The sequence below is a fragment of the Pseudomonas sp. SED1 genome (assembly GCF_034044025.1).
Taxonomy (GTDB): domain Bacteria; phylum Pseudomonadota; class Gammaproteobacteria; order Pseudomonadales; family Pseudomonadaceae; genus Aquipseudomonas.
In genome coordinates this window covers 96,340-121,607 of sequence record NZ_JAXCIS010000142.1, presented here as the reverse complement: position 1 = coordinate 121,607, position 25,268 = coordinate 96,340, and the positions used below count along the sequence as shown (strand labels likewise).

At 60.6% G+C, this 25,268-nt stretch carries 31 protein-coding genes; 8 read left to right on the top strand and 23 right to left on the bottom strand.

From position 1 onward, the window contains the following. From SNL23_RS18530 to SNL23_RS18520, 3 genes are read right to left on the bottom strand one after another with little or no spacing between them, the layout of a single operon-like run. Entirely contained in the window at nt 1-417 is a 417-nt protein-coding gene (locus SNL23_RS18530; RefSeq protein ID WP_318303053.1) for an SRPBCC family protein, read from the bottom strand. 27 nt (nt 418-444) lie between these two features. Beyond that, nucleotides 445-1,242: an SDR family NAD(P)-dependent oxidoreductase gene (locus SNL23_RS18525; protein WP_318303052.1), complete on the bottom strand. Its 798-nt coding sequence runs from the start codon at nt 1,240-1,242 to the stop codon at nt 445-447. A 16-nt stretch (nt 1,243-1,258) separates the two neighbouring features. Then, on the bottom strand, nt 1,259-2,263 hold the full coding sequence (locus SNL23_RS18520; RefSeq protein ID WP_167663315.1) for an aldo/keto reductase: 1,005 nt from the start codon (nt 2,261-2,263) through the stop codon (nt 1,259-1,261). A gap of 118 nt (nt 2,264-2,381) precedes the next feature. Here SNL23_RS18520 and SNL23_RS18515 point away from each other — a divergent pair, with 118 nt between their 5' ends. Next, entirely contained in the window at nt 2,382-3,275 is an 894-nt protein-coding gene (locus SNL23_RS18515) for a LysR substrate-binding domain-containing protein (RefSeq protein WP_318303050.1), read from the top strand. 48 nt (nt 3,276-3,323) lie between these two features. Here the strand turns inward: SNL23_RS18515 and SNL23_RS18510 are convergent, their stop codons facing one another. The 6 genes from SNL23_RS18510 to SNL23_RS18485 form a co-directional block, all read right to left on the bottom strand. Beyond that, on the bottom strand, nt 3,324-3,524 hold the full coding sequence (locus SNL23_RS18510) for a hypothetical protein (RefSeq protein ID WP_318303049.1): 201 nt from the start codon (nt 3,522-3,524) through the stop codon (nt 3,324-3,326). Nucleotides 3,525-3,868: 344 nt separating this feature from the next. Beyond that, on the bottom strand, nt 3,869-4,078 hold the full coding sequence (locus tag SNL23_RS18505) for a YXWGXW repeat-containing protein (RefSeq protein ID WP_076016843.1): 210 nt from the start codon (nt 4,076-4,078) through the stop codon (nt 3,869-3,871). Nucleotides 4,079-4,472: 394 nt separating this feature from the next. Further along, the gene (locus tag SNL23_RS18500) at nt 4,473-4,943 is read right to left on the bottom strand and encodes a periplasmic heavy metal sensor (protein WP_318303048.1); all 471 of its coding nucleotides are present in this window, start codon (nt 4,941-4,943) and stop codon (nt 4,473-4,475) included. Then, on the bottom strand, nt 4,940-5,371 hold the full coding sequence (locus tag SNL23_RS18495; protein ID WP_318303047.1) for a hypothetical protein: 432 nt from the start codon (nt 5,369-5,371) through the stop codon (nt 4,940-4,942). The genes SNL23_RS18500 and SNL23_RS18495 overlap by 4 nt, the downstream gene beginning before the upstream one ends. Next, nucleotides 5,368-5,949: an RNA polymerase sigma factor gene (locus SNL23_RS18490; protein ID WP_076016840.1), complete on the bottom strand. Its 582-nt coding sequence runs from the start codon at nt 5,947-5,949 to the stop codon at nt 5,368-5,370. The genes SNL23_RS18495 and SNL23_RS18490 overlap by 4 nt, the downstream gene beginning before the upstream one ends. Nucleotides 5,950-5,996: 47 nt before the next feature. Continuing rightward, nucleotides 5,997-6,317, bottom strand: a complete 321-nt coding sequence (locus tag SNL23_RS18485; protein ID WP_003219711.1) for a YXWGXW repeat-containing protein — start codon at nt 6,315-6,317, stop codon at nt 5,997-5,999. Nucleotides 6,318-6,586: 269 nt separating this feature from the next. Between SNL23_RS18485 and SNL23_RS18480 the strand changes: the two genes are divergently transcribed. Beyond that, nucleotides 6,587-6,730: a hypothetical protein gene (locus SNL23_RS18480; RefSeq protein WP_167663322.1), complete on the top strand. Its 144-nt coding sequence runs from the start codon at nt 6,587-6,589 to the stop codon at nt 6,728-6,730. Between the two features lie 4 nt (nt 6,731-6,734). Here SNL23_RS18480 and SNL23_RS18475 read toward each other — a convergent pair whose 3' ends face one another. Beyond that, the gene (locus SNL23_RS18475; protein WP_076016838.1) at nt 6,735-6,983 is read right to left on the bottom strand and encodes a DUF1652 domain-containing protein; all 249 of its coding nucleotides are present in this window, start codon (nt 6,981-6,983) and stop codon (nt 6,735-6,737) included. A 242-nt stretch (nt 6,984-7,225) separates the two neighbouring features. Between SNL23_RS18475 and SNL23_RS18470 the strand changes: the two genes are divergently transcribed. Beyond that, the gene (locus SNL23_RS18470) at nt 7,226-8,170 is read left to right on the top strand and encodes a sensor domain-containing diguanylate cyclase (RefSeq protein WP_076016837.1); all 945 of its coding nucleotides are present in this window, start codon (nt 7,226-7,228) and stop codon (nt 8,168-8,170) included. A 287-nt stretch (nt 8,171-8,457) separates the two neighbouring features. Here SNL23_RS18470 and SNL23_RS18465 read toward each other — a convergent pair whose 3' ends face one another. The 4 genes from SNL23_RS18465 to SNL23_RS18450 form a co-directional block, all read right to left on the bottom strand. Next, the gene (locus tag SNL23_RS18465) at nt 8,458-8,718 is read right to left on the bottom strand and encodes a hypothetical protein (protein ID WP_318303045.1); all 261 of its coding nucleotides are present in this window, start codon (nt 8,716-8,718) and stop codon (nt 8,458-8,460) included. Between the two features lie 4 nt (nt 8,719-8,722). Next, nucleotides 8,723-9,169, bottom strand: a complete 447-nt coding sequence (locus SNL23_RS18460) for a GNAT family N-acetyltransferase (protein WP_076016835.1) — start codon at nt 9,167-9,169, stop codon at nt 8,723-8,725. A 91-nt stretch (nt 9,170-9,260) separates the two neighbouring features. Then, a complete protein-coding gene (locus tag SNL23_RS18455; protein WP_318303044.1) occupies nt 9,261-10,160 on the bottom strand; it encodes a helix-turn-helix transcriptional regulator in 900 nt (299 codons plus the stop codon). Between the two features lie 36 nt (nt 10,161-10,196). Continuing rightward, nucleotides 10,197-10,892, bottom strand: coding sequence for a fumarylacetoacetate hydrolase family protein (locus SNL23_RS18450; protein ID WP_318303043.1), 696 nt, complete (start codon nt 10,890-10,892; stop codon nt 10,197-10,199). 172 nt (nt 10,893-11,064) lie between these two features. Here SNL23_RS18450 and SNL23_RS18445 point away from each other — a divergent pair, with 172 nt between their 5' ends. Continuing rightward, complete coding sequence (locus SNL23_RS18445) at nt 11,065-11,616, top strand: DUF4262 domain-containing protein (protein WP_318303042.1); 552 nt, start codon at nt 11,065-11,067, stop codon at nt 11,614-11,616. Between the two features lie 3 nt (nt 11,617-11,619). Here SNL23_RS18445 and SNL23_RS18440 read toward each other — a convergent pair whose 3' ends face one another. Continuing rightward, entirely contained in the window at nt 11,620-11,949 is a 330-nt protein-coding gene (locus SNL23_RS18440) for a hypothetical protein (protein WP_318303041.1), read from the bottom strand. 213 nt (nt 11,950-12,162) lie between these two features. Here SNL23_RS18440 and SNL23_RS18435 point away from each other — a divergent pair, with 213 nt between their 5' ends. Continuing rightward, the gene (locus SNL23_RS18435) at nt 12,163-12,708 is read left to right on the top strand and encodes a hypothetical protein (RefSeq protein ID WP_003219695.1); all 546 of its coding nucleotides are present in this window, start codon (nt 12,163-12,165) and stop codon (nt 12,706-12,708) included. 66 nt (nt 12,709-12,774) lie between these two features. Here the strand turns inward: SNL23_RS18435 and SNL23_RS18430 are convergent, their stop codons facing one another. The 6 genes from SNL23_RS18430 to SNL23_RS18405 all read right to left on the bottom strand — a co-directional run bounded on the left by SNL23_RS18430 (nt 12,775) and on the right by SNL23_RS18405 (nt 21,407). Continuing rightward, nucleotides 12,775-13,413 (bottom strand): hypothetical protein, encoded by a 639-nt coding sequence (locus SNL23_RS18430; protein ID WP_318303040.1) that lies wholly within the window; start codon nt 13,411-13,413, stop codon nt 12,775-12,777. A 223-nt stretch (nt 13,414-13,636) separates the two neighbouring features. Further along, nucleotides 13,637-16,126, bottom strand: a complete 2,490-nt coding sequence (locus SNL23_RS18425) for a TonB-dependent siderophore receptor (protein WP_318303039.1) — start codon at nt 16,124-16,126, stop codon at nt 13,637-13,639. Nucleotides 16,127-16,215: 89 nt separating this feature from the next. Next, nucleotides 16,216-17,160 carry a FecR family protein gene (locus SNL23_RS18420; RefSeq protein WP_076016829.1) on the bottom strand — a complete coding sequence of 315 codons (945 nt, stop codon included), beginning with the start codon at nt 17,158-17,160 and terminating at the stop codon, nt 16,216-16,218. After that, nucleotides 17,157-17,702, bottom strand: a complete 546-nt coding sequence (locus tag SNL23_RS18415; protein WP_318303038.1) for a sigma-70 family RNA polymerase sigma factor — start codon at nt 17,700-17,702, stop codon at nt 17,157-17,159. Before SNL23_RS18415 ends, SNL23_RS18420 begins: the two co-directional genes overlap by 4 nt. Before the next feature lie 257 nt (nt 17,703-17,959). Next, a complete protein-coding gene (locus SNL23_RS18410) occupies nt 17,960-18,805 on the bottom strand; it encodes a DNA/RNA non-specific endonuclease (protein WP_318303037.1) in 846 nt (281 codons plus the stop codon). Nucleotides 18,806-19,259: 454 nt separating this feature from the next. Beyond that, nucleotides 19,260-21,407 carry a TonB-dependent receptor family protein gene (locus SNL23_RS18405; protein ID WP_318303036.1) on the bottom strand — a complete coding sequence of 716 codons (2,148 nt, stop codon included), beginning with the start codon at nt 21,405-21,407 and terminating at the stop codon, nt 19,260-19,262. Nucleotides 21,408-21,623: 216 nt separating this feature from the next. Between SNL23_RS18405 and SNL23_RS18400 the strand changes: the two genes are divergently transcribed. Genes SNL23_RS18400 through SNL23_RS18390 form a run of 3 tightly spaced genes read left to right on the top strand, consistent with a single transcriptional unit; the run spans nt 21,624 to nt 23,007 of the window. Next, nucleotides 21,624-21,782: a hypothetical protein gene (locus tag SNL23_RS18400; protein ID WP_167410161.1), complete on the top strand. Its 159-nt coding sequence runs from the start codon at nt 21,624-21,626 to the stop codon at nt 21,780-21,782. Between the two features lie 4 nt (nt 21,783-21,786). Next, nucleotides 21,787-22,425, top strand: coding sequence for a helix-turn-helix domain-containing protein (locus tag SNL23_RS18395; RefSeq protein WP_076016824.1), 639 nt, complete (start codon nt 21,787-21,789; stop codon nt 22,423-22,425). A gap of 60 nt (nt 22,426-22,485) precedes the next feature. Beyond that, nucleotides 22,486-23,007: a hypothetical protein gene (locus SNL23_RS18390; RefSeq protein WP_178124253.1), complete on the top strand. Its 522-nt coding sequence runs from the start codon at nt 22,486-22,488 to the stop codon at nt 23,005-23,007. A 239-nt stretch (nt 23,008-23,246) separates the two neighbouring features. On the opposite strand, the gene SNL23_RS18385 is transcribed toward SNL23_RS18390, so the two are convergent. Together SNL23_RS18385 and SNL23_RS18380 are read right to left on the bottom strand one after the other, a co-directional pair. Next, the gene (locus SNL23_RS18385; RefSeq protein WP_318303035.1) at nt 23,247-24,578 is read right to left on the bottom strand and encodes an LLM class flavin-dependent oxidoreductase; all 1,332 of its coding nucleotides are present in this window, start codon (nt 24,576-24,578) and stop codon (nt 23,247-23,249) included. Nucleotides 24,579-24,652: 74 nt separating this feature from the next. Further along, entirely contained in the window at nt 24,653-25,177 is a 525-nt protein-coding gene (locus SNL23_RS18380; RefSeq protein ID WP_167663336.1) for a MarR family winged helix-turn-helix transcriptional regulator, read from the bottom strand. Between the last annotated feature and the right edge of the window lie 91 nt (nt 25,178-25,268).

Below are 25,268 nucleotides of genomic sequence, written 5' to 3'. Positions count from 1 at the left end.
TCAGCCTGGGAAATTGCCCCGCAACGCCTCCAGCCCACCGCTGTAAACACCGGTAAACAACTCCTCCACCGCCGCATCCGTCACACCGGCCACCGGGGTAAACACGCCCGACCAAGTGACCCTGGCGGTGCTGTCCGTCAACGCCTCAACCTTCAACGTCGCCAGATACTCACTCACCGGAAACGGCGACTCGCTGATCGAGTAGCTGTAAGTACGCGCAGCCTCATCAAAGCGTTGCAGACGCTCCACCACCACACCACCATCAGCCGTTTGCAGATGGCGCACACGGCCGCCGTCACTCGGCTCGCTCTTGACGATAAAGGGCAGCCAGTCCGGCAGCGAATTGAAGCCGCCGACCAATTGCCAAACCTGTTCGGCCGAAACCGGGATTTCAATAACAGCAGATGCTTTTGCCACGATAACACTCCAAACCATTCAAGAAATTCAGATCGCCATGCTGTCGACAACGCCGCCGTCGACCCGCAACGCGGCACCGTTGGTTGCAGACGATAACGGTGAAGCAATGTACGCCACCAGATTCGCCACTTCATCCACATTCGCCGCGCGCTGGATGATCGACGTCGGCCGCGCGTTGCGCACAAACACATCTGCCTCATCCCGAGGACTGCGCCCGGACTTGGCCACGGCGTCCTTGAGCATGTTCTCCAGGCCATCGGTAAAGGTCGGCCCCGGCAGGATTGCATTGACCGTCACCCCGGTGCCCGCCAGGCGTTTGGCCAGGCCATGGGACACCGCCAGGTTGGCGCTTTTGGTGACGCCGTAGTTGATCATGTCGGCCGGCGTTGCCACGCCCGATTCCGACGACACAAAGATCACCCGCCCCCAGCCCTTCTCGACCATGCCCGGCGTGTAGTGCCGCGACAAACGCACGCCGGAGATCACGTTGACCTCGTAGAAACGCGTCCACTCGCTGTCGGGCGCGTCAAAGAAATCGACGTCGTTGAAGATCCCGAGGTTGTTCACCAGGATGTCGGCCCGCGGCTCGGCGGCGAACAGTTTTTCGGCGCCCTCGGCCGTGCCCAGGTCTGCCACCAGGCCACGCAGCTCAGCGCCGGGGACTGCCTGGCGAATCGTCGCCAGCGCCTCGTCGACCTTGCTCGATTCACGCCCGATCACCACCACCGTGGCGCCGGATTGCGCCAGCGCCTGGCTGATGCCCAGGCCGATTCCGGCGGTGCTGCCACTGACGATTGCGACTTTGCCACTGATATCAATTTTCATGTTCGCGTTCCTGTGGTTAGAGCGGCAGCGGTGCACGGGCCGAAATCAATCGGGCGTCGCGCAGGGCCTGCCAAAAGGCTGCGGGAATCTTCTCTGACAACGCCGCGACGTCTTCAGCAATTCGCCCCGGACGACTGGCACCCGGAATCACTGCCGCCACTGCCGGATGGGCCAGGGAGAATTGCAGCGCCGCGGCTTTCACACTCACACCATGGTCCGCGGCAATCGCCTTGATCTGCTCGACCTTGCTGATAATTGCCGGGCTGGCTTTCTGGTATTCAAAATGCGCACCGCCCGCCAGGATGCCGGAGCTGTACGGGCCGCCGACCACGATCTCGACGTTCTGTGCCAGGGCCGCGTCCATCAGGCGCTGCAAGGCACGTTCGTGGTCGAGCAAGGTGTAACGACCGGCGAGCAGGAAGCCGTCGGGCTGGGCTTCGGTCAGGTCCAGGGTCAATTCGCAAGGCTCGACGCGATTGACGCCCAGGCCCCAGGCCTTGATCACGCCTTCTTCACGCAGGCGAGTCAGTACTTTGAAAGCACCGGTGTGCGCCTGGTTGAAATAATCCAGCCATTGGTCACCGTAGAAGTCCTGGGCAATGTCGTGAATCCACACGATGTCGAGGCGGTCGGTTTGCAGGCGGTTGAGGCTGTCTTCGATGGAGCGCAGGGTGGCATCGGCGCTGTAGTCGTTGACCATCTTGTTCGGCCGGCCGTGTTCGAACACACCGCTTTTCTCGCCGAGATCGCGGGCGCTTTCTTCCACCTCGTCCAGAATCAGACGGCCAACTTTGGTGCTGAGTACATAGTCGTCGCGGTTGTACTTCGACAGGGCCTGGCCCAGGCGAATTTCCGAGAGGCCCGAACCGTAAAACGGCGCAGTGTCGAAGTAACGCACGCCTTGGTTCCAGGCCGCTTCAACGGTGGCTTGGGCTTCTTCATCAGGGATGGCACGGAACATGTTGCCCAATGGGGCGGTGCCAAAACCCAGCACGCCGGGCAGTTTGTCTTTCAAGCTCATGGGATGAATCCTCAAGATTGTTCAAGGTCGCTGTGTTGACCGTTGAGCAGATCCTAGATTGCAGAGATCGGACCGTCCAAGACATACTGCGACCAACTTAAGTCCCTACAGGTCTGACATGATCGATTTCCGCCAATTGCGCTACTTCGTTGTAGTCGCTGAAGAAGAACACGTGGGGCGTGCTGCCGAACGGTTGCACATCTCCCAATCGCCCCTGAGCCGGCAGATCGCGCAACTGGAAGAACGCCTGGGCCTGACCCTGTTCGAGCGCAGCCAGCAGCGCATCCGCCTGACCCGCGACGGCCAGACGTTCCTGGCCGAAACCAAGGCGCTGCTGACCCACGCCAACCGCCTGGAATCCCTGGGCCGGCGCTTGGGCAAAGGCGAAGAAGGCGGACTGTGCATCGGCTACATCGAAAACGCGATGCACGCGGGCGTGCTGCCCAATGCCTTGAAAGTCTTGCGCGACGCGCGGCCCAACGTGCATATCGCGCTGTACAACCTGCCCTCCGCCGAACAGCTGGAAGGCCTGCGCCAACGCAGCCTCGACATCGCCCTGGTGGGTGAGCCACCGGCGGCGGATGACCCGGACCTGATGGCGCTGCAAGTGCTGGACGACCCGATGTTGCTGGCGCTGCCCGAGCAGCATCCGCTGGCCAGCGTCAGCGAACTGCTGCCCGAGCATCTGGCCGAGCAGCAATGGATTGGCGTGCAACGCAAACCGGGCGCGAACCCGGCGGATGATTTTGTTGCCGCGTGCATTCGTGCAGGTTTCACCCCGCAGATTCCGATGGAAGCCAGCGAGCCGTTTACCGCGTTGGGATTGGTGGCGTCGGGGTTAGGTGTCGCGATGGTGCAAAAGGGCTTGAGCCGCAATGCACCACCGGGTGTGGTGCTGCGGGCACTGCCATGGCTGACCTACACCACGCCGCTGTGGGCGGCGTGGCATCGGATCAATTTGCGGCCGTTGGTGGAGACGTTCAGGAAAGTCCTGACAGAGCCCCTGGCATGACGCTCGCCCATAACCGGACATGCCGCTCACGGGCGAGCAGACTATCCGTCAGTAGTTGATCTGAGGTCGCCCAGTCGTTTCAGCGGATTCGGCGTTGGGCCGTTTCGCTCGGACCTGCTCCTGCTGGTCATCATCCTGACCGCCCCCAAAAGCAGCGATCGCGTCGAAGGAATTGGCCTGGGCCATACCGGCTTGCAACGGTTGAGAGTTGTTAATACTGGACAAAATATTCACCTTGATTTTGCTCATAGGAGTTTGAAGCAAAACCTTTGTGGTACTCCGATACATTCAGTTCCGCAGGCGAGTTAATGCTCGTTCCCACGCTCTGCGTGGGAACGCATCCCGTGACGCTCCGCGTCACCACTGCGCAAGACTTGAACCTTGCATCGCCAACTGGACGCAGAGCGTCCGACGCGGCATTCCCACGCAGAGCGTGGGAACGATCAGCGCCCGGCCTTGCCCTTCGCCTGCACCTATCACATGTGGGAGCCGGGCTTGCCCGCGATGCAGGCACCTCGGTCTGTCAGTAAGACCGCGGTGATGCCATCGCAGGCAAGCAGGGTTTCAGTGTCGTAGTTGAAAGTGTGGCGGGATCAATACCGCCAATGCCCCGGCACCCATAACCACTGCCCGTTCCCCCAGCGATAGTGCCCCCGCACCCACTGATACCCTGGCGCAGGTGCTACCGGCACGACCTCAACCAACGGCGGCGGGCGCCGCGGATGAACAGGTTCGACAATACAACCGGACAACGCAGCCGCCATCAACGTGGCGGCCAGCGTGGCCTTGAATATCCGGGACATGGCACGGTTCCCCAATGAGACTAGCCGTCGCCTGAGTGGCGGGCTTACCCGGGTTAAACGCGGCCAACCGGGAAAATCCGTCGCCCGTCTCAGTGATTAATGCTCGTTCCCACGCTCTGCGTGGGCACGCATCCTGTGACGCTCCGCGTCACCACTGCGCAAGACTTGAACCTTGCATCGCCAACTGGACGCAGAGCGTCCGGAGCGGCATTCCCACGCAGAGCGTGGGAACGATCTTCAGTGGCTCTTGGCGACCTTAATGCTCGTTCCCACGCTCTGCGTGGGCACGCATCCTGTGACGCTCCGCGTCACCACTGCGCAAGACCTGAACCTTGCATCGCCAACTGGACGCAGAGCGTCCGGGGCGGCATTCCCACGCAGAGCATGGGAACGATCAGCGCCCGGCCTTGCCCTTCGCCTGCCCTTTCAAATACAGCGCTTCCACCAGCCGCTGACGCTCATCCCGAGGCAAGGTGCTGGCGAACTGCGCCAGGGTGTTGTCCACCAACGCCCGGAGTGCCATGTCCGCCTCCCGGGCCTTGCCTAAATCCGTCACCAGCGCCGCACGGTCCAGGGTCGGCGCTTCCAGTTGCTTGATCACATCCAGCCGCGCCTCGCGCCCGGCGAGCACCAGTGGCTGGCTGTCGGCGCGGTTCTGGCGCAGCAGCTGGCGCAGTTCCTTGCGCCGTTCCGGCGGTAGCTTGACCATCGCCTGGCGCAAGCCATGCTGGTTCACCACGGCCTCGGCGGGCTTGGCATTGGCCAGCCAGTGGTAAAGGCCACCGCCGACACCACCGATCAAAAACACGTTGAACAACACCGACACAACCAACAGCGGCTTCAGGTACTTGGGTGACGGGGTCATTGCTCGCTTTCCTCGGCGTTGACGGTGAAGACAATGTCGGCGTCGCCCTGGTCGAAGACACTGGGCAGTACTTCAGGACCGAGTGTGGGCAACGGTACGCTCAAGGACGCTACCAGGATGCCGGCGGCTATCCCGGCGATGCCCACTCCGACGAAACCGGCGGGCGATAGCCAGCCAGCGTAGCGTGCCCAAAAGGACTGGCGCTGGGGAAACGACTGGCGGATCTGCCGCGCCAGCGCCGGGTCGACGGGCGCCAGTTGATAGCCGTCCAACTGGCCATCGAGCCATCGCGCCTGGTGCAGCGCCTCGAGAGCGCCGGCATCGCCTGCGTCCAGCAGTGCCTGGGCCTGCGCCTGTTCGGCACTGGGCCAACGGTGCAGGTGGCCGCCGTAAGCCTCGGCCAGTTGGGCAAATCGTTCGGGCGTCATGGTTTTCCCCTTCCTGGGCGGGCGGGCCCGGGTGTGTCGTCAAGGTAACTGCGCAAGTTGCGCCGGGCCCGTGACAGCAAGCTCTCCAGTGCCTCGACGCTGATGTTCATCAGCGCCGCGGCGTCGATATTCGACAGCTCTTGATAGTACTGCAGCACAATCGCCTCGCGCTGGCGATCAGGCAGCGATGCCAGCGCCTGGGCCATATGCGCGCTGCGGGCGGCGGCTTCCAGCTGCTCATCGGGCGCTGGCGCGCTGTCGATCACTTCGCTCATGGCCGCCTCGTCGTGCAACGGGCGCTCCTTGCGCCGACGCAAATGGTCGTGGCACAGGTTGAGCACCACGCGGTGCAACCAGGTGTCGAAGCGCGCTTCGCCACTGCGCCAATTCGCGGCCTGGCGCCAGATCCGCAGAAAGCTTTCCTGGGCCACGTCCCTGGCCTCGTCGGCATCCCCGAGGATCCGACTGGCGAGCGCGAGCAAACGCGGGAGTTTGCGCGTGACCATTTCGTTGATGGCCGCCGGTTCGTTGTTACCGATGCGGGCCAACAGCTCAACGTCCGGATCAGTGTCTTTCAATAGGGCAAGTCTCGGTCCGGTGGCTAAGGGTCAGGTTGACGGGAGGGTCAGCGGATCCAGTGCCCTTCTCTCCAGTACCAGTTGGGGCCGCGCGATTCCCAGTGGCCAGGTTCCCAACGGGCGTTGCGCATCACCGGCTGCCAGTGGCCCGGCACCCAGGCATAACCACGCCCTTCGTAGCGCCAGTGCCCGCGGTCCCACACATAACCCGGGCGCTCGACGGGAACGGCCTCGACGCGCATCGGCGGTGGCGCTTCGCGGATGATCACTTCGGTCTGGGCAAAGGTCGGCGTGCTGACCAGGGCGGCCAGCGCCAGCGGGATCAACAGGGCGTAACGTAATTTGGCCAGCGGTCGTGCAAGTCTCATGACAACTCCTTCATCGGCGATCGCCAGTGATCGCAGCTGTAGGGTTGAACGGTGAGTGTCCGAATAATCCGTCGCGTCAAAATCAACTTTTTCCACGACCGCTCATGACGGTAGACAGGGCCAGTATTGCCCAGGGTTTGCGGGGGTTTGATGAAATATGCAAAAAGCGCCGACGGATTTGGCCAGGCGGTCGCGTTCAAGGGTTAACCGTTGGCAATCAGCTGGCATACCTGTTGATTTTCAACGTTCACTACCTTGAGGAAATCACCATGTCTCGTCGAATTTCACTGCTGGTTGCCGCTGTCCTGCTCATGAACCTTGGCGGCTGCGTGTTCCTGCCGGGGCACCGCGATCATTGCTGCTGGCGCGGTTACGGGGTGGTGACTGCTCCGTCGGCACAAGCGGTCTCTTGAGCCTCTAACCGAATGCCGCAAACCCTCTGCGCCCGGCCTTGATCTCGGTGCGCAGTTCGCCAATCAGGTTTGAGATGGAACGGATGCTGTCCAGACCCTGGGGAGACACACGGGTCAGCAGCAGGTCGACGCGCCCGGAGGTGGGATCGAAGATATTGATGCGCAGAGAACCATCGCTGTTCAACGAGCAGTCACAGGCGAGCGGCAGGAAGCCGGACTCCATGATGTGGCGAAACTCGGCTATCGAGACCATGCGGGCACCCTTCGCTGGACCAGACTCGGTGGACGTGATCCGTCTAGGGTAGATCAGCTTTTTCAACCTGCCGGGGAATTAAGTCAAAAGTGATACCTGGTGCTCAATTTGCCTGAAACCGCTGGCCGGCTGACGCCAGAAAAACCACACCGGCCCCTCTCATCCGATGCCGCGCGAAGCACTTGATTCCTGGCGATGATGGCCAGATGCTATGGTCTTTTGCCGCCATCAAGAGCATCCCCATGAGCATCGAACCTTTGATCGAACCCGACAGTGCCGTGTACAAGACGTTGCTCGAATCGACCAAGGCCATCCCCTGGCGTATCGACTGGGCAACGATGACCTTCAGCTACATCGGCCCACAAATCGAGGCGCTGCTGGGCTGGACCCCGCAGAGCTGGGCCACCGTCGATGACTGGGTGGAGCGCATGCACCCGGATGACCGCGAATACGTGGTCAACTTCTGCGTCTCGCAGTCCCGCGCCGGGGTCGATCACGAAGCCGATTACCGCGCGCTGACTGCCAGCGGTGAATACGTGTGGATACGCGACGTAGTGCACGTGGAGCGCAAGGACGGCGAAGTGCAGGCGCTGATCGGCTTCATGTTCGATATCAGCGAGCGCAAGAAGACCGAAGAACACCTGACTCGCCTGCAAAAACAGCTGGAGGAATATTCGTTCCAGGACGGCCTGACCGGCATCGCCAACCGACGCATGTTCGACACCGTGCTGGCGCGCGAATGGACCAGCGCGCAGCGCAGCCAACTGCCGCTGTCGTTGATCCTGCTGGATATCGACTATTTCAAGCAGTACAACGACCTCTACGGGCATATCAAGGGTGATGAATGCCTTAAGCAAGTGGCGAGCACGCTCTCCCGGGCGGCCAATCGGCCACGGGACTTCATTGCGCGCATCGGCGGCGAGGAGTTTGTGTGGTTGCTGCCGGAAACCGATGCCGAGTCTGCCCGACGCGTGGCCGAACGCTGCCTGCACCTGATCCGCCAGCAGCAGATTGAGCACGGGCATTCGGCGGTGTCGAACTTGCTGACGTTGAGCCTGGGCGTAGGCACTTGCACGGTAAGGCCAGGCAGCGAGGCGCTGGTATTTGTCGAAGCGGTGGACAAGCTGCTGTACCAGGCCAAGCACAATGGCCGGATGCGCGCGGAGTTCGCCGACGCGCTGGATTGATACAACGCTCAAATCGCGGGCAAAAAAAATCCCAAGTAGCTGATGGAAACTTGGGATTTAAAAATGCATAAACCGTGGGAGGTGAACGCCCGGCTATATTACCGAGCGGCAAAACTTGTAACAAGATAATTTTCAACCTTTCGTCGGATTAAAACAGCGCTAAGTCATTCAATAACCACACATTTTTAATGGATCCGATTATTGAAAGTGCCACTTTTTGGTGCAATGACGGCATGAATTAAACACACTTGCCCAGTTTAATTCCGCGATAAAAATAAGGTTATTGATTAAAAGTGCGTGGGCTTTTTCAAGTAATGTTCCATCAAGTGTTTGCAGGGATCCACCAGCACAAGGTCGTCCTGGGGCGTAGGGCGCGAAACGCTGGCCGCCTGACGGCATAACGCCAGGCGCTCCGCTGCTTCTTCCCGCTGCCGGTCAACCTGGGCATTGAGTCGAACGAAATAGGTCCCCAACATCACCGCCAAGCACACAATCCCGACGAAAAAATAGCGGAAGGCGTGGGATTGAGGGGGTTCCGGATGACTCATACACTCATTGCACCTTGTGTTTCTGATAGCGAACGTCGTCGCCTTCGGCCGTGTCGACCACCGACCAGCCAAGCCGTTGGTAAAAGCCATTAGCCCGAATGTGATCTCGCCCATCGGTGATCAGGAACAGCGTGTCGTGGCGTTCGAACAGCGCCGCCTCGGCCACCGCCATCAATTGGCGACCCAACCCGAGGTTCTCGTGAGAGGGCAGCACAAACAGGGCGAACACCTCGCCTTCGGCTACATCCACCATTGAAAACGCCACAGGCGTGCCGTCCACTTCGGCGAGCCACACACAGGGCGCTTCATGCATGCTCTCGGCGACCACCTGCGGGGTAATGCCCAGCTCAGCCATCTGCTCGCGGCTTAGATGGTTCTGCACCACTGCGGTGCGAATATCGAAAATCGCATTAATGTCATCCGGGGTTGCCAACCGTAAAACCGTAGCCATGTGCACCGCCTCCCAATGAGACGCTCAATTGTATGTAAATTGAAACACATCGATTGTGGTGGATTTGTAAAACACGCACCCGGTTTGCGCGTCAATCCTGCTCACGCCGCCTGAACTGCCCCGGCGCCAGCCCGTGGGCCTTGCGAAAACACCGGGAAAAATACGCCTCGTCGGTAAATCCGCAACGGTGCGCAATCGCGCCGATCATCTGCGGGCTGTTGAGCAGCAGCGTGCGCGCCAGTTGCATGCGCCGGTCGAGCACCAGTTGGGAGAAGGGTTTACCGGTTTCCTTGCGCAGCAAGTGGGTCAGGTAATTGGGCGACAGGAACGCAGCCGCCGCGGCATCGGTCAGGTTCAGCGATGGCTCGTGCAAATGCTCACGAATGTAGCCCTGCACACGGGCCAGTGCGTCCTTTCGGCCACGCCGGGTGGCGTTGTTGGCGGCGAACGCCTGGAGCGGTTCGGCGTACTGTTGGCACACCAGCCCGATCAGCTGGAACAGGTAACCCTTGAGCCGCTCTCGCGCGCCGAAGCTGCGGTGGGCGTCCAGGGTGCGCATGTGTTCGAGCCAGGTTTTGACTTCCTCGAATGCCGCGTCTTCAAGAATGAAGTCCAGCTGTTCCTGGAAGCGGAACGGCGACAGCTCCGGGGCCTGGCTGATGGGGATGTCTTCGAGGTCCAGCGGATCGCAGGTCAGTTGCGGCAGGAAAAAGCCCTGGCTGAAATTGATCAGCATGAAGTCGCCGTCTTCGGGATGGGGAATCACATGCAGGCGATGGGGCAGGATAAAGGCCAGGGCCTTTTTCGGGAACGGGCGCACCGCACCGCCGATGTGCTGCACGGTGTCGCCGCCCAGGTTGATCTGGATCTGGAAGTATTCGTGGCGATGGGGACTGGTCAGCGCCGCCCTGCCCCGCTTGTCGCGGATGTAGAAGTCGGAGCGGTCGCTGCGTTGTTCCATGCCATAGGTGGTGATGCGGGTGCCTGGCATACGTATTTCCCGGAGAGCCTGGGCACCACTGTAGCGTCAACCCTGGCTGAGGGTGAAGCTCAGCTCGGCCAGGCCGTCGATCCCGGCGGTCACCACATCGCCCGGTTGCAAGGCGCCAACGCCCGCCGGGGTGCCGGTGAAGATCAGGTCGCCGGCTTTCAGCGCCACGGATTTGGACGCATGGCTGATCACCTCGCTGACCGACCAGATCTGGTCTGCCAGATCGCCCACTTGACGTTGCTCGCCATTGACCTTGAGCCAGATACGCCCGCTGCCCGGATGGCCGACGGCGCTCACCGGCTGCAACGCAGTGCAGGGTGCCGATTCATCGAAGGCCTTGGCCCATTCCCACGGCCGCGACAGCTTTTTCGCCTGGGCCTGGAGGTCGCGGCGGGTCAGGTCAATGCCCAAGCCGTAACCCCAGATATGCGCGAAGGCCTCTTCCGGGGCAATGTCCACGCCGCCTTTGCCGATGGCCACCACCAACTCGACCTCGTGATGCAGGTCGGCGGTCAATGGTGGATAGGCGATCACGCCCTCGGCAGGCACCACGGCATCCGCCGGTTTCATGAAAAAGAACGGCGGCTCGCGGTCGGGGTCGTGGCCCATTTCGCGGGCATGTTCGCTGTAGTTGCGCCCGACGCAGAACACCCGGCGCAGCGGGAAGCGAGCGTCGTCGCCGTGGATGGCGAGGGATGGAATTTCGTTGGGAGTGATGACGTAGCGGGTCATGGCATGTGCCTCTTCGGTTACCTGGGGCCAGTATGCGGACTGGCCTCAGGGCGAAGTTGGACAGGCTTACGCAGATTTTGTACTGGGCGGTGCATCGGTCACTTTGCCGAGCGAACCCAACACTGCTAGCCTCATCGCGGTTTCAACCACTGATCCCGCAGAAAGGACTCTGATGAACATCATTCGCGCCGTCGCCCTCTTCGCCGCCTCATTGTTCTCGATGAACACTTCAGCAAAGGCCCCGCTCCCGGGATTCCAGTTGCCCAAGGCAGATTCGGAATATGACGAGAAGGTGTTGGCGGATATCAAGAAGATCGGCTGGCACCATGTGCACGTGCGGGCCGAAGACGGTGACCCGTCGTTCGCCTACTCCCTGGGGTTCTACGCCAACTTCGGCCAACCGGAAATCATCGTATTCGGGCTGCCCCCGCAGATTGCCCAGCAGTTGCTGAACATCGCCGCGATCCGCTTTGCCGGTGCAAAAGCCGCCTATGAAACCTACAAGCCCTATGACGATATTGCCGAAGGCATGCGCATCGCCTTCATTCCTGTAGACCGCCGGCACTACCGCGAGTACCTCGGTTATGCCGGCTGGTTCTACGCCTCGATCAAAGCTGATTTCCCTGCGCTGCAAATGGTCTGGCCGGACAAACAAGGGCGCTTTCCGTGGGAGCCCAACTACGACCAGTCGTTCTCAAGGTTCCAATTACTGCTGGATAAATAGGGGTTATTTACGCGCCAGCTTGTAGTGCAAACAGTCCTGATAAAAACTCTGGCGAATCACCTCGGGCTTGACCCGCGAGCGGCTGTCGTAGGTCTGCTCGGTGATGCCCATGGCCATCATGTGCATCCAGGGTTTCTTGAACTGGTAGGTCTTGAGCTTCTGGCGCGCGGCGTACAGCGAGACGCCCGACAGCTTCAATTCCTGGGCCCGGGCGGCGGTGCCCGCGCCCCAGCTGCACATGTACTTGTCGTTGTCCCGCAGCTCCCGTGCCTCAACCGAAACCGCCCCACCCGCCATTGCGCAGGCGATCAGCATGATTCCAACATTGCGCATTTGCATCCCGCCTAACCACCTGAAAATAAAAGTGATTTTGGCGAGAATTTTGTTACAAAGGGGCCAGCAAATTGCCTTCTCGATGATTTTTCCGGCAGGTAACAGAGCCAGGAAGCCACGCATGCATTAAGGCCTTTTGCCACTATTTGTTGCCGATAGGCCAGCGTCTGACGATAATCCCCGCGCTCTCCCACACTCACGCAAGGAAACGCCGTGAAAAAGCTTCTACTGTTGACCCCATTGCTCGCGCTGCTGTTGCAAGGTTGCGGCGTCACCATGACGCAATACGAGCCGAACTTCGATAACGTCCAGGTCCTCAAGCAAGCAGCGCCGCTGCAACCCGTCAGCAATGCCCAGGTGACGGCCGCATCGGGCGAAGGCTCGTTGTCCGTACGTGCCAACCCGATCCGCTCGCCCAGTGGCAGCATCCCGGCGCATATCCAGGCTGCGATCACCCAGGAACTGCAACTCGCAGGCCTGCTGAACCCGCAAGCAGAACGACATCTGCAAGTGTTGGTGGTGAAGAATTCGCTGTCGGCAGGCATGGGCTCCGGCAACGGCACGCTGGCCGCGCGGTTTACGCTGCTCAAGGGCAATGACGTGGTGTACGACGCGACCAAGGAAGTGAATCACACCTGGCCCAGTTCGTTCTTCGGGTTCATTGCGATCCCGAATGCCGCCAACGCCTACAACCCGATGGTGCGAGATTTGCTCAAGTCGTTGTACAGCGACCCGCTGTTCATCAAAGCGCTTAAGTAAGCGCCCAGCTTGCGAGGGCGGGTCACCCTGCCCTCGCAGCTGTTTCAGCTTACGTTGTGCAACGTGTCACGCCCGTGGCACGCCGGCATCCAGTGCCGAGTACTTCAGGTTATTGCCGTCGACCATTTGCTTGAGCAAGGCATTGACCTGGCGGGTGAAGGTATCGGTCACCGCCTCTTTCGGCGTGTTGGCCATCAGCGGGATAAACCAGATGCCCATCCAGGTATTGATCGAGTCGTGGTTGGTGCCGGTGCTCAGCGCCTGGCCCTGTGCATCCACCGACTCCAGCTTCATGGTGTACTGATCAGTACCCAGCGCCGGGATGATGGTGAAGGTAAAGCCGCTGATAAACGCCAGCACCATTTGGCCGCCACCCGGTGGATGGTTGTAGACCTTCAGGCGCAGGCTGTAATCGCCGGGCTGCTTCTGGAATTCATCCAGGGTCACACGACCAAACAGGCCGGAGTCGGTCAGGACTTTTTGCAGTTGTGGCTTGAGCATGTCCCGCGCTTGTGGAACTTCGGCAGCGGCGGCGTTTGTCGGCTCGCCCTGGTAGAACTTGAAGTCTACGTAGACGTTCGGTTTGTTGGCGTAGCTGGCCTTCGATGGCAGCGTGACAGGTGCTACTTCGTCCTTCGTGAAGCTGGCGCAGCCACCCATCGACAACGTGATCAGGGCCAACCCCAGCATTTTTCCAATGTGCATTACGGCTTCCTTAGTGAATGGAGCGTCTCCATGGCCGGAGTTGCTGGGGCGGATGATAAAGAGTGGGGCGCAATGTTAAAAGGCCATCTTCCATAAAATACTGACGATCACTGTAGGAGCGAGCTTGCTCGCGAAAATCGTTAACGATAACGCAGCGTGCCTGGCTTAGCGCGCTGCTCTCAGGTTCTTCGCGAGCAAGCTCGCTCCTACAGTAGATGGGTGTTTACCACTGGTAGGTCGCGCTGGCCTGCACGGTGCGCTGTGAGCCATACCAGCACCACGAGTAGGAATAGCAGGACGCGACGTACTCTTTATTCGCCAGGTTGGTGGCGTTCACCGCCAGGCGCAGGTTGTCACCCTGGCGATTGATGTGCGGGATGTCGTAGTGCACCGCTGCATCGAACAAGGTGTAACCCGGCACCTTCAAGGTGTTGGCGGTATCGCCCCATGACGAACCGACATACCGCGCACCGGCCCCCACGCCGAAGCCCTTCAGCGTGCCGTCATGCAGGGTGTAATCCGCCCAGGCCGACGCGGTATGACGTGGTACGGCGTAGGTAGTAGTACCTTCGGCAGCCACAGCCGGACCGACACCGATGTCACTGATGGGCGCATAACGCACGGTGTTGTTGGACTTGCTGATGCGGTTATCCAGGTAGGCGTAGGCCGCGGTGATATCCAGGTTGTCGTTCAGGCTGGCCTTGCCTTCGAGCTCAAACCCACGGGATTGCACTTCACCGTCCTGGATCTGGCAGCGCGAGCCGTTGCACAGGTGGGAAGCGTCCGGATCCAGTGTCGGCACGTTGGTCTGGCGCAGGTCGAAAATGGCGGCGGTGATAAAGCTGTTGCTGCCCGGCGGTTGGTACTTGATGCCGATTTCGGTCTGCTTGCCTTCAGTCGGCTGGAACGTCGAGCCGCCATAGCCCGTGCCGGATTGCGGCTGGAAGGATTCCGAATAGCTGACATACGGCGCCAAGCCATTATCGAACAGGTAGACCAGGCCCAAGCGGCCCGTAAAGGCTTTGCTGTCCTGGCTGGATTTGGTCTTCTTCTGGGTCGTCATGGCCAAGGTGCTGTTGTCGGTGCTGGCCCAGTCATAACGCCCGCCCATCAACAACACCCACTTGTCCCACTTCATCTGCTCTTGCAGGTACACGCCAGTCTGCTCGCTGCGCGAGGTGGCGTCGCTGGTGTAGGCCGGTACCGGCACGGCCGCGCCGTAGACCGGGTCGAAAATATCCAGCGTAGGACCTGCTGTGTACACGCCGCTGCCCGACTTGGTGTCGGTGCTGGTGTTCTGGTAATCGGCGCCCATCAGCACGGTGTGCTGCAACGGGCCGGTGTCGAATTTGGCCTGCAACTGGTTGTCGAGGGCATAGGCGTCAATGTTCACGTCGCTGGCGATAGTCGAGCGCCGGATGGTGCGGTAATCGCTCTCCAGGTAGTTGCTATAGAGGCTGCGGTACTGCCCTTCGCTGCGCAGGTAGCGCGCGTTCTGGCGCACGGTCCAGACATCGTTGAAGTGATGTTCGAAGGCGTAGCCGATGGAGTAATACTCGCGGTCACTCTTCTCGAAGCTTTTCTCGCCGTCGTAGAAATCCACGTCGATCTTGCGCCCGGTGGGGCTGTGCAACACCGAGCCCCAGGCCGGCATCGAACCGTAGGACGCGCCCTTGGGGTCCTTCTGGAAATGTCCGAGCAAGGTCAGCGAAGTACTGTCGTCCGGGCGCCAGGTGAAGGCCGTAGACAGGGATTGGCGACGGGTTTCGGTGTGCTCGATCTGGCCGTCGGCATCGTCGAACAGGCCGGCGACACGGTAGGAATACACGCCTTGATCGTCCAGCGGGCCGCTCAGGTCAAAGCTGGTGCGCTTCTTGTTGAAGGTGCCGTACTCGACGCCGACTTCATGGAACGGCGTGTCCAGCGGGCGCTTGCTGACCATGTTGATCACACCACTGGGTGTGCCCTGCCCGTACAGCACCGACGCCGGCCCGCGCAGCACTTCGACGCGCTCCAGGTCAAAGGCGTCTTTTTGCGGCAAGGCATCCCGGCTCGAAGGCATGCGCAGGCCGTCGAGGTAGGTCGCCGGGGCGAAGCCACGGATGGTCAACTGGTCGAGGCGTGAGGCGGTGGAACCTCGGGTTTCCGGGATCACGGCGGCGCTGTAGCGCAGGATCTGGTTGAGGCTCTCGGCGTTCTGCGCGCGCATCTGGTCTTTGGTGACCACGGAGATCGACTGCGGGGTTTCGATCAGCGCGGTGTCGGTCTTGGTGCCCGACAGGCTGCGGGTGGCCACATAGCCAGACACCGGGCCGGTGGGGCTTTCCGATTGGTACGCACCGCTGATGGTGGTGGCCTGCAGTTCCATGGCGCCGTCGGTTTGCGGGATGGCTTCGAGGCGGTAGCGGTCGTCGGCGATCTTCAGGGCTTGCAAGCCGCTGCCAGCCAACAATTGGGCCAGGGCGGCGTCGGTGCTGTACTGCCCGTTCAGGCCATTGCTGCGTTTGCCGCGAGTCAGGCTCGAATCAAAGGCCAATACCAGGCCCGCCTGCTCGGCGAGGCTGTTGAGGGCCTGGCTCAGGTCACCGGCCGGAATGGAAAACGCGGCGCTTTCAGCCGCGAAGGACGCTTGAACGGTCAGCAGGGGTAAGGCGGCAAAAGCCATCGCCACTGAAAGGGCCAGTGGCTTTAAGGGACGAGCAAGGCGCGACATGAGAAGTCCTGGGAAATGGGGGTTCTATTAGTCATGACGGCCATGTCGGAAAATCGGGTATGAATGAGAGCAGTTTTTATTCAGACTTTTTACCGGGGCTTGATAACCACCACCAAATCGGTGAAGTACTCCACCTTGATCGGCAAGTTATCCGCCAGTGAAGCCAGGGCCGCGCCGGTGTCGTCGAGCTTGAACACCCCCGACACGCGCATCCCTTGCAGCGCCTGCGGATCAAAGCGCACCAGCCCGTGCCGATAACCGGCGAGGGTTTGCAGCACCTCGCTCAGGGGTTGGTCGTCGACCTTGAGCAGGCCGCGGGTCCAAGCGTCCGGGTCGGCATTGCCGATGGGTTGCGGGTTGCTGGCGTGTCCGTCCTTGAGTATGGACTTCTGCCCTGCCGGCACTTTCACGTCGCCTGCGCGGGTGCCTTTGACGGCCACGGTGGACTCGATCACGGTGACTACGGTCGAGCCGTCCTCGGCTTTGCGCACCAGGAACCGCGTGCCCAACGCCGTGGCCGTGCCCTGGTCGGTATGCACCACGAACGGCCGTTGCGCGTCCTTGGCCACCTCGACCCACATCTCGCCCTGCAACAGTTCGATCACCCGTTGGTGGCCGTCGAACTTCACGTCCAGGGCCGAGTTGCTGTTGAGCTGCACCTGGCTGCCGTCGGTCAGTGCCACCTGACGCCGTTCGCCGATGCTGGTGCGCTGGTCGGCCATCCACACCGGCATCCGCTCAATTCCCGCCCAGCCGCACAGCAACACACCCAACAGCGCGACGGCCTGAGTACCACGGGCGGCAAACCTTGGTTTTTGCGGGGCAAACGCGCGGTTCAGGGCAAGGCGCGCCGGGGCGGCGGGCAATGCGTCGAGGCTGCCCCACAGGCTGCGCATGCGCTCGATGGCGACGGCATGCCGTGGGTCGGCCTGGCACCAAGCATCGAATGCGGCGCGGTCGGCCTCGGTCACGTGATCGTCGTGCAACAACGTCAGCCAGCGGGCGGCTTCACTGATGATCTGCTCGGAACTCACGACAGCGGGTCCGCCCCGTGCAGGGTGTGATAGCAGTGCACCAGTGCGCTGGAGATGTAGTTCTTCACGGTGCTGGGGGACACCTGCAGGTGTGCGGCGATTTCGCTGTAGGTCAGCCCGTCGAGGCGGCTGAGCAGGAAGGCTTCGCGGGCCTTGGCGGGCAAGCCGGTGAGCATCTCGGCGATTCGTTCCAGGGCCTGGAGTGCCACATGAATTGCCGCCGGATCCGGCATGCCGGCGTCTTCGCTTTGAATCGCCAGGGCTTCCATGTAGGCCTTCTCGATACGCCGCCGACGCGCGCCGTCAATCATCAAGCGCCCGGCCGTCGTCGCCAGGAAAGCCCTTGGTTCCTTGATGGTATGGGGTTCGGCCAGTAGCAGAATGCGGATAAATGCGTCGTGGGCCAGGTCGGCGGCATGTTGTGAGCAGCCGAGTTTCTTGCGCAGCCAACCGTGCAACCAGGAATGGTGGTCGCTGTAGAGGGTGGCGATGGTCTGCTGGCGACGGGCTATATCACCCTCAGCTACAGGAAAGTCATGCATGCGCAAAAATTTCTCAAACAAGAAAGATTACCAATTGCGCGAACGATGACAGTAAAACGGAGGGGGAGCAAGAGGCTCACCGATCGAAGCCATCATGGGTGATGGGTGGTGAGCGGGATGCAGGTAGATAACAACTACCTTTTAACAGACGTACTAACACTTCATTTAGTTAGAACAAGCAATAGTCGACAGGCACTTGCGACCTGCCAACTTAATGGACGCATGACAATTAAGAACGGGGGTGTAGCGTGTGGCGGTTACTTACAGCCAATCCGCTGCGGCAGTTGTCCTTGTTTCGATTTAAGTGCAGTTTGTACCGCCTGTGGCAACTCACTCCAGAATGTCAGCCCGGAACGCTGTTCAATCTGTTCGACCGTCGCGCGATAGTCACAGAAGTTAGCCCCCTTGGGCGCTTCCTGATTCATGATGAACGAGGCATAAAGTCCGTCTTGGGGCGACTTGCCGACAGAAACAATCTTCCAGTAGCCACTGGGGATCGTGTGGACTTTATTGGTCCCCGGCAAGGTGCCGATGAATTTCTCATACAGCGGGCCGGTCATCACGTACACCTCGTCCACTGCGGCGTCCTGGCTCAGGGTGCGCTCCTGATCCTCCAGGCGTGCCCACGGGCCCTGGTTCAAATCAGCCTTTTGCGGGGTGATATTCGACAGGTAATTGAGGGTCTGCCAATCGGAGACGCCGGCCATCGACGCCAGGTTTGCCTGGTGCCCACGATCGACCTTCAGCGCCACGTTGGCGCCGTTGTAGTCAACAGGATCAAGGGTTTCACCCGCCGGAATGTCCGGATCGGTGTGCCAATTACGCGGGCGCCCGCTGGCCGGTGTGGACTTGGTGATCCGGTAGGCCACCCAGTTGGCGAACTTGGTCGATGCATTGTTGTTGAGGGTGTAGGCCTGGCGATTCAATGTCAGCGGTCCACCGCCGGAGGGGCAACCCTGGGAACAATTATCGACCGTGACGGCCTGCTCGAGCGGCGCCTGTACGGCGCGCTCCGGTGCCTGTGTAGGCTGGGTGCTGATACAGCCTGCCATCAGCGGCACCCACAACAACGCCAGGTATTTGAACGGTGCTTTCCTTTGCATGGTAATACTCCATTTACAACAGATTAATTAAGCTTAAAGGGATAAAACGGACGCAATTGATCCCGATAGATTAAATAACAACACTATCAAGTCGATTGCTGGCAGTTATCCGGTGAATACTGTGCAGTGCTGGATAACTGTTTTTTTGCGGGTACGGCGACATTCCATGTGCGTACTCGCTTAAGTGCCCGCACCCGTGGCGCAAGGAACTAACTGCTTATGAAAAAGCATCTTTCATTTGAGCAGGCTTTATCTTATACACGTAATTGTTACAAAAAAACCAGAGATAAAATCAAAAAAACGCACGTTAAATCGATCCGTTAAGTGGATTGTGTTTTATGTAGGAGCGAGCTTGCTCGCGAAGGACCTCAACGATAACGCTGGCATCCTGAATGAACGCGGTGTCTTTGCGTTTTTCGCGAGCAAGCTCGCTCCTACAGTGGCGTTGCTCGGCTTAACGCCAGCTCCAGGACACCCCGGTGTAAACGCCCATGCCATCCCCCGGCGTCGACCGCGCAACGTCCAGCCCTTTGTCGTCATAACCCGGCGTGATCGTGTTGGCGTAGCGCTGGTTGGTCAGGTTGCGCAGGTCGACCCAGGCTTGCCAGTCGTGCTTCGGCGCGTCATACCCGACCGTCGCACCGAGCAGCGTGTAGGCCGCCGCGTAGTAGGAATTGGCGTAGTCCACCGCGACCCGCGACGAGTGCTCGCCATTGAGGCTGGTGTAGAAACCGCTCGGATGGCTGTAGCGCAACTGCGCCTGATAGTAGTGCTTGGGGATGCCGGGCAAGGTGTTGTCGCCGAAGCGGTCGTCGTTGCGGTAATGGAAGTCGCTGTAGGTGTAGGCCTGGCGCAGGGCTAACTGGCCGGTGCGGCCGCCATCCCACAGCGGGCTGATCAGGCTCAGTTCCACGCCTTGGTGCACCGTGGGGCTGGCGTTGGACTCGGCGATGATTGCAGAGGTGGTGGAGGTCGCGGCTTGAGTTTCGACGCTGAGCAGTTCGTGGCGCACCTCGGAACGGTACAGCGCCAGGTCCCATTGGCCGAACCACTCTTCACCGCGACCGCCGATTTCCAGGGTGGTTGCGGTCTGGTTTTTCAGCTTTACGCCTTCGCGCTGCAACCCGCTCGCCGGGCCGCTGTCGGCCGGGAAGTACTTGTTTGAGCCCCAGATCATCGACCATGCATGAGGCGGCTCAACCGAGCGGCTCAGGTTGCCATACACCTGCAGTTGCGGGCTGAAGTCATAACGCAAGCCAACCCGTGGCGCGTAATCCCAATCGTGCTGGCTGACCGGCGTGTGGGTTTGCGGATAGCTGACTTCGGTTTCACGGCGGGTGTAGATCGCCGCCAGCCCGGTGGTCAGCCAAAGGTCCGGTACCAGTTCCAGGTCGTTGCCGATATGCAGCACGGTGTCGGAACCCAGGTAGCTGTAGTCGCGGGTCTTGGTGCCGGGTGCATAAATGGCGGTATTGCCGGTCGGGATCCGTACGAATTCCGAGCCGCCGTTATTTGGCATCGCCTGAGTCGTGCGCAAACCGATAGTGGTCTTGCTGTCGCGCCCGAACAACGTGTCCTGGCGGATGTAGTTCACGGTGCCGCTGACGTCGGTGTAGGCGACCTTGAGACGGTTGGTGCCTTCGCGCAGGTCCATCGGGTAGTCGTGATACGCCAGCCCGACCTCGACCCGGGCGTTGTCGTCCAGGTGCAGGGTGGTTTTGTTGGCAATCCAGGTCGAGCCCGGTTGCAGGCGCTTGGAGTCCCGCGCCACGTTGAGGCTGGCGGCGGCGCGTGGGTCATGGCTGATCTGGTCACGGGTCAGCTTGCCGGGGGAATCGTTGTCGGTTTCGCGGTAGCGGAAGTAGAAGCGGGTTTCCAGGTCAGGGTTGAAGCGGTAGCCAAAGTTGGCAGCCATGCCTTTGCCGCTGCCGGAGCTGTGGTCCTGGAAGCCGTCGTAGTGCGAATCGGTGAGGCTGATGTAGTAGTCGGCATCCCCCAGCACCTGCCCCGAACTGATTTCCCGTTGGGCGTAGCCATGGCTGCCAGCTTCGTAGCGCACTTGCAGCTTGGGGGCGTCGTAGCCGGTGTGGGTGACGTAGTTGACCGCACCACCGAGGGCCAATGCGCCCTGGTCAAAACCATTGGCGCCGCGCAGCACTTCAACGCGGCTGAGCCACAACGGGTCCTTGAGTTCGTAGGGCGTGCCGCCCGGGCCGGTCAGCGGCAGACCGTCGAAGGTTTCGTACAGGCCGGACGCGTGGGCGCCGGGGCCACGGTTGATGCCCGAGCCACGGATGGAAAGCTTCACCCCTTCGTTGTTCGCGGCCTTGGCGTACACGCCGGCCTGGTACTTGAACACGTCCTCGTTGGTGCTCACTCGCCCTTGCTCGACGCTGCCCATGTCGATGTAGTTGGTGGCGCCGGGCACGCTCTTGAGCTGGACCTGGGCCAGTTCATCAGCGCTGAGTTCGGCGCTGCTGACCTCGACGGGTGACAGTTGCAGCGTGTCTTGGGCCTGGGTGACCGGGCTGAAGCTAAGAGCGGCGCCAAAACCCAGCAAGGGCCAGGCTTTTCGGGCGGTGAACGGAAACGCGGGGGGCATGAGGGTAAATCCTTGGAATTCGTTTTTGCGACGGACTCGGCCCGGCACAAGGTCTGTGGTGGGAAGCCTGTGAAGCCCGGCGGGTCACCACTGATGGACGTACAGGCGCCAATCGGCGTTAAGTCCAAAATCGAATTACCAAATGCAAACTCAGTATTTATGGAAATAAGCAGCAAGGATTAATGTAGGGCCATTGAGTCCCCAGAGATTTACGTCATGCAAACATCCGCCACCGTCATCGATTTCACCCTCCACCGCAAACGCCGCCAGGCACGCGCAGCGGCTGAACTGATGTGGGCGATGTACGCGGCGCGGGCCGGGGTCGCGGTGTTTACCGCACACGTCACCACCTCCAGCGATACCCGCCGGGCGTGAGGCAATGAATTTCCTGCACGCGCTTCCCGAAGTGCCCGACCTCCCCTCCAAACCCAAGGATTGCAACAGCGGCGACGACGACGCCATCGGCCAGTGCGTCGCGCAGAACCTGCAACGCCTGCGCAGTAAACGCTACCTGTCGCTGGACGCCCTGGCGCGCAACTGCGGCGTAAGTCGGGCGATGCTGGCGCAGATTGAATCCGGGCGCAGCGTGCCGTCGATCAAGGTGCTGTGCAAGATTGCCAAGGGCTTGAAAGTCTCGGTGGCGGCCTTCCTGGAAAACCGTGCGTTCGAAGGGGTCGAACTGCTGCCGGCACAACAGAGCAAACGCTTGGTGAGTGCCGACGGCAGCTTCATCAGCCGTGCGCTGTTTCCCTACGATATGGCGCGCCAGTCAGAGTTCTACGAGATCCGCTTGAAGGCACTTGGCGAAGAAGTTTCTGAAGGTCACGGGCCGGGAATCCAGGAAAACCTGGTGGTGGCCCAGGGCGTGCTGGAAGTCAGCGTCAACGAGGAACGCTACCTGCTGTCCACCGGTGACTCGATCCTGTTCTACGCCGACCAGCCCCACCGCTATCGAAACCCGGCGGACAGTGAGGCGGTGGCGTTCCTGGTGATCACTTATCCGGAGCGCCTGGACTGAAACGCAAAAAAACCCGGCACTCGCCGGGGCTTTCTGGTTTCACGCCAAACGAATCAGCAGGTGCAGCACATCATCGGCATGCCGTTGCAGCTCATCATCATCGGCATGGCGCAGTCGCTCATCATCTTCATCATCAGCATGCAGCAGTTGTTCATCATGTCCATGCTCATGCCTGGCATCGGCATCATCTTGCAGGTCATGCAGTCGGCTTCCATCTTGCATTCCATGACGCACTTCATCATCGGCATAGGCATGCCCATCGGCATCATCATCGGCATGTTCATGGTCGACATGCTGTTCATCATCGCCATGCCGTCTTGCGACATGCACATCATCGACATGTTGGCGCACTGCATCATCATCGGCATGCCGCAGTTCATCATCATCGCCATCATTTCGGCGTTGTTCTTGAACATCGCCATGTCCATGCCAGCGGCCGGCTTCATGGTGCACATCATGGCCTCGTCGGTCATCGTGCAGGTCATGGTGGCCATCATCATCGGCATGCCCATCATCGGCATCATAGGCATCGCGTTGTTCATTGGCATCTGCATGGCGTTCATCATGTTCGAAACTCCGTAATCGACAGGAAATGAGTAAGTTCTGGGGCCGATTCTAGAGATGCGGCGCAACGGCGCAAGGCGCTGGCCCAGCAGCAGAAATGGACGTTGCATGGGGGTTTATCGGAGCGAGACAGCCGACAATTCCGTGATGACAGACTTTATGCTGCGATCACGCCGACCCGCTCCGTTATCAGGGCCGAACCGGCGTGATGGATATGCGATTGGGGAATGGGCTCCAATCATAAGGAAATAAACGATCTAACCAGCGTGAAAATACCGGTTTTCCGGACGCGGCAGTCCGAGGTTTTCCCGCAGGGTAGAGCCTTCGTACTCCCGCCGGAAGATCCCGCGCCCCTGTAATTCAGGCACCACTTTGGCGACAAAATCATCAAGCCCGCCCGGCAGCCACGGGAACATGATGTTGAAGCCATCGCTGCCCTCTTCTTCCAGCCACTGCTGCATCTCGTCGGCAATGCTGTGGGCCGTGCCGACAAACGACAAGCCGGCATACCCGCCAAGGCGTTGGGCCAATTGGCGCACCGTCAACTGCTCGCGGTCAGCCAGCGCCAGTACTCGTTCGCGGGAGCTTTGGCTGGCGTTGGTTTGGGGAATCGCCGGGAGGTATTGGTCGGGATCAAACTTGGTCGCGTCGGTACCCAGCGCTATCGACAGCGAGGCAATCGCGCTTTCGTAATGCACCAGGCTGTCGAGGTGTGCACGAATCCGCCGCGCGTCTTCCAGCGTATCGCCGACCACCACAAACGCCCCGGGCAAAATCTTCAGGTGGTCGGGATGCCGACCGACCGCCAGCATCCGGCGTTTGATATCGGCATAGAATTTACGCCCCTCCTCCAACGTGCCCGGCGCGACAAAAATCACCTCGGCGGTTTCCGCCGCCAGTTGACGCCCGGGCTCCGAGGCACCGGCCTGCACGATCACCGGCCAGCCCTGCACCGGCCGCGCAATATGCAGCGGGCCACGCACGTTAAGGTAGCGGCCTTGATGATTGAGGGTGTGCAGTTTGTCCGGGTCGAAGTACACGCCACTGTCGGCATCGCGGATGAAGGCGTCATCGGCCCAACTGTCCCAGAGCCCGGTGACCACATCGTAGAACTCCCGCGCACGGGCGTAGCGCTCGTCGTGATCGTAGGCCTGTTCCAGGCCAAAATTCTGCGCGGCATCCGGGTTGGCCGTGGTGACAATGTTCCAGCCGGCGCGACCATTGCTCAAGTGATCCAGGGATGCGAAGCGACGGGCGATGTGGAACGGTTCGTCGTAGGTGGTCGAGGCCGTGGCCACCAGGCCGATGTGCTCGGTGGCCTGGCTGAGGGCCGACAACAAGGTGAACGGTTCGAATGACGTGGCGGTGTGGCTGCGCTTCAACGCGTCGATGGGCATGTTAAGCAAGGCCAGGTGGTCGGCCATGAAGAAGGCATCAAAACGCGCCTTCTCCAGGGTTTGGGCAAACTGCTTGAGGTGCGTGAAGTTGAAGTTGGCGTCACGGTAAGCGCCGGGATAGCGCCAGGCGCCGGTGTGGATGCTGACCGGGCGCATGAACGCGCCCAGTTTCAGTTGGCGTGGAGTGGTCATGGAAAGCCCCTGATCGAGAGGGGCCCAGCATCGGATGCGCGAACGGCGTCTGTCTAATAACGAAAGGATCTGGCTTATGCCTGCGCGGAGCGGCTGTTGTAGTCCGCCAAAAACGCTTCGGAGGCCACATGGTCTGCCATGCCGCGCAACTGCGCCGCCGAATCATGCCCCAGCACCTCCTCCACCCGGTTGTTGGCAGACGCCCAGAACACCAACGCCTCATTGAACAGCGCTTCGCCCTTGGGCGTGAGCACACAGCGTTTGGTGCGCTTGTCCAACGCGTCCGGACGTAGCTCGACAATCCCGTCGCGCACCAGCGGCTTCATGGCATGGGTCAACGCCGACATCAGGATCGCCAGGCGTCCGGCCAGCTCCTGCAACGTCGGGCCCCCATGTTCATCGACCGCCGCCAGCCGGGTGATTTCACCCAGCAAGCCGACCTGTGTGGCCTTCAGGCCAATCGGTGCCAGTGCTTCGTCATACAGCTGCCCCAGCCGCCTGGCGGCGCGGCGCAGTGCGTTGTTGGTGCACGCCACGTCCCCCAGCAGATTCAAAAGGTCGGCGCGAGCATCAGGCTTGTCAGTCTTCTCAGTTGGCATTTTCAGCTCCTCTATGCCCCTAGAATGATTGAGTACTAAACCATTGACAAGGACAAACGCCAAGCCTATAACTTGAGCCCTCAACAATATT